A 9,129-nucleotide genomic window follows, 5' to 3' on the forward strand; every position below is an offset into this window, starting at 1 on the left:
TCCATCTTAAAATCAGACATTTTATACTTGTTGTTTTTTAGCACTATTTCTTTGAAACCTAATTTTGTATATAAACGAATAGCACTTGCAAGTTTAGTGTTTGTTTCAAGTACCACTTTTTTAGCATTTAATAATTTTGCCTGTTCAATACAGTGCTCCATAAGAATTTTTCCTAAGCCAAGTCTTTGATGGTTTTTGCTTACACCAAGTTTTAGTATTTCGTATGTATCAATTTTGGTTGGTATTAGAGTGATTGTTCCTGCAACCTGTTCGTTTATTTTTGCAAGATAAATAAAGCCTCCTTTATCTAACACCTCACTTTTGGGGTTATCTAACATTTTTCCGTCTGCTTCTTCGTATAAGTTATTTTCGTTTAACCATTCAAGAGAAAGCCTTTTATAGTCTTCTTGATACTGTGATTTGTATTCTAATATTTCAATTTTCATTAATCGTTATTTTTTGGAAATATTTTTTTAGTTCTATTTTTTGAGTCTCTCAAACAATATAGCAGATTCAGTAAACTTTCTATGTGCTTAATGTGTTAATTTTTCTAATAAATCATTCAGTTTGAAGAAATGAATTTGTCCATTTAGGACAACCAAAACTGTACTCTGGGTTACCTCTTTTATTTTTAAATAATTTGCTTATAGATTATTAGCTGTAAGGAGTTATTTTTCTTTTAACAGCTTTATACCATTTCAATTTTCATTATTACGCGTGAAGACTTATCAAGATAGTAATCTTCGTCTTCTTTTTCTTTCTCGAACCCTAATTTTTTATATAGTTTAATTGCTGCCGTATTGTCTGGAGTTGTTGTTAGGCGTATTGTAGTAATCTTCTTATTTTTAAAAGCGGTCAACAATTTTGTTGTAATAAGCTCACCAATTCTCTTCCTCTGGTTAGGTTTTGTGACAGCTAAGGTTAAAATCCAGCCTATTTTACTTTCGTTATCTATTCCGCCAAAGCAATACCCTTTTATTTGATTAAGTTCATCTACTGCCACAAAAAATAGATCTGGTAATATGTCAAGAAATTGTCTTAACACGAATAATGGATAATGCATTGGAGCGAAAGTTTCTTCTTCAATTTGAAAAATGTGAATAAGATCTTCTTTTACCACTTTCCTTATTTCAATATTTGATTTCATGGATATTATAGCAATTACTTTATAGAATTAGTTATTAACTTCAATATTAAGCATTTTATTTTGGTAAATTAGGTGCAACGTTCTGTATATAATTTACTAGTTACTGCCATGTTACTAGTTGTCTGTAGTTATTTTAAAGACTGTATGGCCGTTTGAACGGAATTCAGAGAAATTTTGTCCATCGAAAATACATAAGTTTACCAAATGTTGAGCCAAGCCATATTTTACCGTTTTTATCTTCATAAATGGCTCTTATCCGTTTATTGCAAAGCCTATTTGCTTCGGTATAAGTTTTTAATATTTTTCCATTATATACAGGTAAACTGCTTTTTCTATTACCATTAAATTCTATCCAAATGTTTCCAGATTTGTCGCCGTAAATGGTTCTTACTTGGTTGTCGCTTAACCTATCTTTAGTTAAAAATTGAGTGAATTTTTTACCATAGAATTGGTTAAGCCTTCCATGAGTTATTGAAGAAAACCATAAATCTCCTTACTTATCTTCTCTTATAAATTGTTTGGTTCTGAAACTTTTCTAGCTGTTAGTAATTGTTTTTCATTTTTCACCTAATAAAACGTTTGTAATGAGATTAGAGCTTTTGCATCATTTGTTTTTTAAAACTATAAAAAAACAGTTTTAACTACAATAGTTTTCAATTGTAAAAAAGTGTGAAATTTTATTGGTGCTATTATTTAAATAGCATAGTTTATTTGAATGGTATTTGCATGTAAGAAACTAAAGTTTTTATAAAAGAAGAAATCCAACATCTGTTATAAAAAAAGATGTTGGATTTTAGAAGTTTTTTTGATGTAAAAATTTATAATGAATAATGTTTCTTTTTAGAGGTATTACTACTTACTGTATGTTTCATTATTCAGCTCCCAAACAAATTTTGCATCTATGTAGCTTTTATAAATCTGATTTAATCATGCTATTAACCGTATCAGAATTACGCTATAAAAACAGTTATCTTTTAATTTACCCTAAAAAAAAAATGATTTTTTTTAAGTTTTTTTAACTTATCAAAAAAATCATTTTATAAACTATTCTATTTGAGTAAACTAGGAGTTTAAAAATTATACCTAAAAATCGATTTTCTTTTTTCTAAGTTCAAAATTTTGACCTAAATATACTTTTCTTACCATTTCGTCATTAGCTAATTCTTCAGGCTCTCCGGCTTTTAAAATGCTACCTTCAAACATTAAGTAAGTTCTATCTGTAATAGCTAAAGTTTCTTGTACGTTATGGTCAGTGATAAGAATACCAATATTCTTTTTAGATAAACGCGCTATAATACGTTGTATATCTTCTACTGCAACAGGGTCTACACCAGCAAAAGGTTCATCTAATAATATAAAATTAGGGTCTGTAGCTAAAGCACGAGCAATCTCTGTACGACGACGCTCTCCTCCAGATAATAAATCGCCTCTATTTTTACGGATGTGCCCTAAACTAAACTCGTCTATAAGCGATTCCATTTTATGTAATTGCTCTTTTTTACTCAGTTTTGTTAATTGTAAAACACTAAGGATATTATCTTCAATACTAAGTTTTCTAAAAACAGAAGCTTCTTGTGCTAAATAACCAATACCATTTTGGGCACGCTTATACATAGGATACTTTGTAATATTTGTTCCTTCTAAATGTATTGTTCCGCCATTTGGCTTTATTAACCCAACAATCATGTAAAAAGAAGTGGTTTTTCCTGCTCCATTAGGACCTAATAACCCAACAATTTCTCCTGTGTTAACCTCTAGAGAAACACTTTTTACAACTTTTCGTCCGTTGTAGGACTTCATTAAATTTTCGGCTTTAAGCTTCATATGTTTTAAATATCAACGCTAAAAATAGCAAAATGAATAACAAGTAGAGTGGTAGAAACGTTTATTTTATACAAAGTTTAACGCTCTGTAGCTTCTAAAAGATCCCAATATTCGTAGGCTCTTCTTAAATGCGGAATAACTATTGTACCTCCTACTAATGTAGAAATCCCTAATGCTTCTACTACTTGCTCCTTTGTAAGTCCTTCTTTATAACAGGCCTCTAAATGGTATTTTACACAGTCGTCACAACGTAAAACTGTAGATGCAACCAAGCCTAATAGTTCTTTTGTTTTTTTATCTAAAGCACCTTCTGCAAACGCATTAGTATCTAAATTAAAAATACGTTTTATAATTTTATTATTATCTGCTAAAATGGCTTCGTTCATTTTAGAACGATACGCATTAAACTCATTAATTAACTCTGACATTCTTTTTCGCTTTTCTATTTTGTGCTTTAATTACAAATTTTGATATATATATACTTACTTCATATAAAATAAGTACTGGAATAGCTACTATAATCTGGCTCGCCACATCTGGTGGTGTTATAATAGCTGAAAATATTAATACAATTACAAGGGCAAATTTTCTATACTTTCTTAAAAACTCTGGAGTTACTAACCCTACTTTTGTTAAAAAGTATATAACTATTGGTAGTTCGAAAATAAAACCAGAGGCTATTACCGATGCTCTTAATAAACCAATATAACTACTTAAATCGAAATTGTTTTCTACTTGTGAACTCACCATATAACTACCTAAGAAATTAATAGACAATGGTGTAATAATATAGTAACCAAATAAAACGCCAATAAAAAATAATAAAGAGGAGACTATAATGAAGCCTCTAGAGTTTTTACGCTCATTAGTTCTCATGCCTGGGCTTACAAATTTCCATAATTGATACATAACATATGGAAATGCAATTATAAAACCAGCAAAAATAGAAGTCCAGATATGTGCAGAGAATTGCCCTGCCATGGTTCTACTTTGTATGTCGAAAGGAAATTCTTCGCCACAAAATGTTGTGTCTTCAATACCAACAGTTTGTGCCACTTTACATAACCACTCGTATGTTGGGAAATTCATTTTACTTGGGCCAAAAAGGATAACATCGAAAATAAATGATTTGCATACAAAAGCAATAGAACCACACAATACTATAGCTATACATATACGTATTAAATGCCATCTTAAATCTTCGAGATGATCTAGAAAGGACATCTCATTTACATTCTTTTTTGCCATTATATAATACCTTCTTTTATTAAATCATGTAAATGTACTACACCTGCGTAATTGCCTTCTTTTTCTACTAATAGTTGAGAGATTCCATTAGTTTCCATAATTTCCATAGCATCAACAGCCATAGCATCCTCATCTATGTGTTTTGGGTTTTTACTCATGATATCCTTTGCTGTAAGGTTAGAGAAATCATCAACCTTTGTTAACATTCTTCGTAAATCTCCATCAGTAATAATTCCTATAATTTTACTATTGTCTACTACAGCGGTTACACCTAACATTTTTTCGGAAATTTCAATAATTACCTGTTTTAAGTTTGTATCTGGAGTTACCTGAGGTTTTTGGTTTACAGAGGATAAATCGTGTACTCTTAAGTATAGTTTTTTTCCTAAGGCTCCACCTGGGTGGTATTTTGCGAAGTCTTTGCTAGAAAATCCTCTAATTTCTAATAAGCATACCGCTAAAGCATCTCCTATTACCAATTGAGCTGTTGTACTTGTTGTAGGCGCTAAATTATTAGGGCAAGCTTCTTTAGCAACATAAGCATTTAAAATATGATCGGCTTGTTTACCTAAAAAAGAATCTTTATTACCTGTGATGGCTATTAAAGTATTTTTTGCGTTTTTAATTAACGGGACTAATACTTTAATTTCTGGAGTATTACCACTTTTAGAAATACAAATTACAATATCATCCTCCAATATCAGTCCTAAGTCACCATGAATAGCATCAGCGGCATGCATAAATACTGCGGGTGTGCCTGTAGAGTTTAGAGTGGCCACTATTTTTGTTGCAATTATGGCGCTTTTTCCAATACCTGTAATAATAACTCGTCCTTTCGATTTGTATATAAGCTCTACGGCATCTGCAAAATCAGTATCTAATAAATTGGCAAGATTACTTATCGATTTACTTTCTAGAGCAATAGTTTCTTTAGCAATCTTTATAATAGAGTCTTTAGTATTCAAAATGTATTGATTTTTTAAAGTTGATATTTGTATACACTTACAATTTGTATATGAAAATAAGGGACTACAATTTTTTTCGCGACAAATTTAGCGAAAAATAAAGAGGGAATTTTAAATAGCTTATTAAATATAGCTAGATAAACATATTTTTATGTATTTTTATATATGTAAATGACATTATTACCTAATATAACCTGATTATAACAAGTGAAAAGTGAAATACATTTAGCCCTAAAAAAGTATTTTGGGTTTAGTGACTTTAAGGGTCTACAAGAATCTGTGGTAGAAAGTATTATGGATAACCAAAATACATTCGTTATTATGCCTACGGGAGGAGGTAAATCTTTATGTTACCAATTACCAGCTTTAATGAAAGACGGAACTGCAATTGTAGTTTCGCCATTAATTGCATTAATGAAAAACCAAGTGGATGCTATCCGAGGACTTTCTGATGAGAATGGAGTAGCACACGTACTTAATTCTTCTTTAAATAAAACTGAAGTAAAACAAGTAAAAGAAGATATTACCAATGGTATAACAAAACTACTTTATGTAGCACCAGAATCTTTAACAAAAGAGGAGAATGTAGAGTTTTTACGTTCTGTAAAAATTTCATTCATGGCGGTAGACGAGGCACACTGTATTAGTGAATGGGGGCATGACTTTAGACCAGAGTATAGAAACTTAAGAAGTATAATTGGTCGTATTGGCGATAATATTCCCATTATAGGCTTAACGGCAACAGCTACGCCTAAAGTACAAGAAGATATCCTTAAAAATCTAAGAATGGGAGATGCTAAAACCTTTAAAGCATCTTTTAATAGACCAAATCTATACTACGAAATACGTCCAAAAACTAAAAACGTAGATTCAGATATTATTCGTTTTATAAAACAAAACGAAGGAAAAACTGGGATTGTATACTGTTTAAGTAGAAAACGAGTAGAAGAATTAGCACAAGTATTACAAGTTAATGGTATTAAAGCATTACCATACCATGCAGGGTTAGATGCAAAAACAAGAGCAAAACATCAAGACATGTTTTTAATGGAAGATGTAGATGTTGTTGTTGCAACTATTGCTTTTGGAATGGGAATAGATAAACCAGATGTTCGTTTTGTAATACACCACGATATTCCAAAAAGTATAGAAAGTTACTACCAAGAAACTGGACGAGCAGGAAGAGATGGAGGAGAAGGACACTGTTTAGCGTTCTATGCATATAAAGACATTGAAAAACTTGAAAAATTCATGTCTGGAAAACCTGTAGCAGAACAAGAAATTGGGCATGCTCTACTGCAAGAGGTTGTTGCTTTTGCAGAGACATCTATGTCTAGACGAAAATTTATTTTGCACTACTTTGGAGAAGAGTTCGATAATGAAACTGGAGAAGGAGGAGATTTAGACGATAATATGCGTCATCCTAAAAAGCAACAAGAAGCCCAAGATGATGTTAAGCTTTTAATAGAAATTGTGCAGGCTACCAATGAAAAATATAAATCCAAAGATTTAGTAAATGTTATAATAGGAAAAGAAAATGCTTTAATAAAATCTCATAAAACCGAAACAAAACCATTTTTTGGAAAAGGAAATTACCAAACCAATAAATATTGGATGGCTTTAATACGCCAAGTTTTAGTAGCTGGCTATTTAAAGAAAGATATAGAAACCTATGGAGTAATAAAAGTAAATCCAGAAGGGATAGATTTTGTTGAAAATCCAGTTTCGTTTATGATGACCGAAGATCATGCTTTTGATGAAAACCATGACGACAATATTGTTACAGCTAATAAAGGAGGCGGAGCCGTTGTAGATAAAGCATTAATGGCAATGCTTAAAAACCTCAGAAAAACTAATGCAAAAAAACTGGGGGTACCTCCTTTTGTTATTTTTCAAGACCCTTCTTTGGAAGATATGGCACTTAAATACCCTATAACATTACAAGAATTAGGAAATGTACATGGTGTTGGTGAAGGTAAAGCAAAAAAATATGGAAAAGATTTTATTGCTTTAATAGAAAAATATGTAAGCGATAATGATATAACACGTCCAGATGATTTAGTTGTAAAATCTACAGGAAGCAACTCTGGATTAAAACTATATATTATTCAAAATGTTGATAGAAAATTACCGTTAACAGATATTGCATCTGCCAAGGGGATGGAAATGGAAGCATTTATTAAAGAAATGGAAGCCATTGTATTTTCTGGAACAAAGTTGAATATTAATTACTGGATTGATGATATTTTAGATGAAGACCAGCAAGAAGAACTACACGATTATTTTATGGAATCTGAAACCGATAAGATAGATGTAGCTATGGAAGAATTTGATGGCGATTATGAAGACGAAGAACTACGCCTTTATCGTATTAAATTTATTAGTGAGGTTGCAAATTAAATCTCAATAAATAAAATAACCCGATAGCCCATTTTATACCATAATACTACTTATAATACTATGCTGAACTTGTTTTAGCATTACTTAACATCTAAAAACATAGATGCTTCATGGTGAGAACCATGAAACATGTTAAAGTAGATGGTAGACTTTATAGTTGATTACGGATATTTAATAAAATAAATATTAAGTTGGATTTTTATCTACATAAGGTAAAAATTCAACTTTTGTTTTTTTAGCAGACAATACTAAGCCTTTAATTTTGGCTGTATTTAATTTAGGAATGTTGTCTTCATGAACTTCAAAATCTATATTAGTAATATATCTATCAGAAACATTAGAAAAATCAGATTCTAACTCATCCATATCAGATTTTAAAATTAGTTCAAAATCAGAAGCTTTTATAGTTAACGAAGCTCCTTTAAATGTTTTAATACGGAACGCTCCAACAATAGTAGTTCTTAAATAATAATAACCACCAAGCTCACTAGAAGCAGCATAAATTACATTTTTATTAGAAATGCCTAATGGTTTGGCTTCAATACTTTTAATAATATGTTCTGTATAGTCTTCTGTTTGTATATCTTCTTTAGCTTTTGCACTTCCTATAGAAGCAAAGAATTTATTAATTTTATTTCTCATACTAATTTTTTAATGTAGTGCAATGATAAAATTTAATTCACTAATTTAAAATGATATAAAAAAATAATTCATAAAACCTTGTTATCTTTGCACCTTAAAAAATAATACAATGCAAGACGGTTTATACGCAAAATTTAATACTACTAAAGGAGAAATATTAGTAGGTTTAGAATATCAAAAAACACCAGGTACAGTAGGAAACTTTGTAGCTTTAGCAGAAGGAAATATGGAAAATGCTGTTAAGCCACAAGGAACACCATACTATGATGGATTAAAGTTTCATAGAGTAATAGCAGATTTTATGATTCAAGGAGGTTGTCCTCAAGGTACCGGAACAGGAAACCCTGGGTATAAGTTTGATGATGAATTTCATCCAGATTTAAAGCACAGTGGGCCAGGTGTACTATCTATGGCTAATTCTGGACCAGGAACAAATGGAAGTCAATTTTTTATAACACATGTTGCTACAGATTGGTTAGATGGTAACCATACTGTATTTGGAAAAGTAGTAGAGGGACAAGATGTAGTAGATGCTATAGCACAAGGAGATGAAATTAAAACATTAGAAATTGTACGTGTTGGCGCAGACGCAGAAGCATACAATGCTATAGAAGCTTTTAGAACATTTGAAGGTGCTCGTGAAGCTCGTATAGCAGCAGAGAGAGCAGCAAAAGCAGCAGAATTAAATAAGTATGCAGAAGGTTTTGAAGCTACAGAAAGCGGGTTACGTTACCAAATTCTTCAAAAAGGAGAAGGTGCTAAAGCCGAAAAAGGGAAAACTGTTTCTGTACACTACAAAGGATCTTTAACAGATGGTACAGTATTCGATTCTTCATACAAACGTAATGAACCCATAGATTTTGTTCTTGGAGCAGGTCAAGTTATTTCTGGTTGGGATGAAGG

Annotated in this window: 10 protein-coding genes; 2 read left to right on the forward strand and 8 right to left on the reverse strand. The window is 31.1% G+C overall.

The window, feature by feature from the left end; genetic code table 11:
• From ACVC2P_RS07690 to ACVC2P_RS07720, 7 genes are all read right to left on the reverse strand, one after another.
• The coding region (locus ACVC2P_RS07690; RefSeq protein ID WP_452597897.1) for a GNAT family N-acetyltransferase at positions 1-446 on the reverse strand (446 nt) is incomplete at its 3' end.
• A gap of 242 nt (positions 447-688) precedes the next feature.
• Complete coding sequence (locus ACVC2P_RS07695; RefSeq protein WP_452597898.1) at positions 689-1,120, reverse strand: GNAT family N-acetyltransferase; 432 nt, start codon at positions 1,118-1,120, stop codon at positions 689-691.
• Positions 1,121-1,310: 190 nt separating this feature from the next.
• A complete protein-coding gene (locus ACVC2P_RS07700) occupies positions 1,311-1,619 on the reverse strand; it encodes a two-component regulator propeller domain-containing protein (protein WP_452597906.1) in 309 nt (102 codons plus the stop codon).
• Positions 1,620-2,230: 611 nt separating this feature from the next.
• On the reverse strand, positions 2,231-2,971 hold the full coding sequence (gene lptB, locus ACVC2P_RS07705) for an LPS export ABC transporter ATP-binding protein (protein ID WP_452597899.1): 741 nt from the start codon (positions 2,969-2,971) through the stop codon (positions 2,231-2,233).
• 77 nt (positions 2,972-3,048) lie between these two features.
• Positions 3,049-3,399, reverse strand: a complete 351-nt coding sequence (locus ACVC2P_RS07710) for a carboxymuconolactone decarboxylase family protein (RefSeq protein ID WP_452597900.1) — start codon at positions 3,397-3,399, stop codon at positions 3,049-3,051.
• Positions 3,383-4,219 carry a twin-arginine translocase subunit TatC gene (gene tatC, locus ACVC2P_RS07715; RefSeq protein WP_452597901.1) on the reverse strand — a complete coding sequence of 279 codons (837 nt, stop codon included), beginning with the start codon at positions 4,217-4,219 and terminating at the stop codon, positions 3,383-3,385. Before tatC ends, ACVC2P_RS07710 begins: the two co-directional genes overlap by 17 nt.
• Positions 4,219-5,184 (reverse strand): KpsF/GutQ family sugar-phosphate isomerase, encoded by a 966-nt coding sequence (locus ACVC2P_RS07720; RefSeq protein WP_452597902.1) that lies wholly within the window; start codon positions 5,182-5,184, stop codon positions 4,219-4,221. The genes tatC and ACVC2P_RS07720 overlap by 1 nt, the downstream gene beginning before the upstream one ends.
• Before the next feature lie 207 nt (positions 5,185-5,391).
• On the opposite strand from ACVC2P_RS07720, the gene ACVC2P_RS07725 reads away from it, so the two are divergent.
• Positions 5,392-7,584, forward strand: a complete 2,193-nt coding sequence (locus tag ACVC2P_RS07725; RefSeq protein WP_452597903.1) for a RecQ family ATP-dependent DNA helicase — start codon at positions 5,392-5,394, stop codon at positions 7,582-7,584.
• 186 nt (positions 7,585-7,770) lie between these two features.
• Here the strand turns inward: ACVC2P_RS07725 and ACVC2P_RS07730 are convergent, their stop codons facing one another.
• The gene (locus ACVC2P_RS07730; RefSeq protein WP_452597904.1) at positions 7,771-8,226 is read right to left on the reverse strand and encodes a hypothetical protein; all 456 of its coding nucleotides are present in this window, start codon (positions 8,224-8,226) and stop codon (positions 7,771-7,773) included.
• A 109-nt stretch (positions 8,227-8,335) separates the two neighbouring features.
• Between ACVC2P_RS07730 and ACVC2P_RS07735 the strand changes: the two genes are divergently transcribed.
• The coding region (locus ACVC2P_RS07735) for a peptidylprolyl isomerase (RefSeq protein WP_452597905.1) at positions 8,336-9,129 on the forward strand (794 nt) is incomplete at its 3' end.

The organism is Pontimicrobium sp. MEBiC01747 (assembly GCF_053601635.1).

Excerpts from the sequence above, each read along its gene's own strand:
- ACVC2P_RS07730 (WP_452597904.1), bottom strand. The coding sequence starts at position 8,226 with ATGAGAAATAAAATTAATAAATTCTTTGCTTCTATAGGAAGTGCAAAA.
- lptB (WP_452597899.1), bottom strand. The coding sequence starts at position 2,971 with ATGAAGCTTAAAGCCGAAAATTTAATGAAGTCCTACAACGGACGAAAA.
- ACVC2P_RS07710 (WP_452597900.1), bottom strand. The coding sequence starts at position 3,399 with ATGTCAGAGTTAATTAATGAGTTTAATGCGTATCGTTCTAAAATGAAC.
- tatC (WP_452597901.1), bottom strand. The coding sequence starts at position 4,219 with ATGGCAAAAAAGAATGTAAATGAGATGTCCTTTCTAGATCATCTCGAA.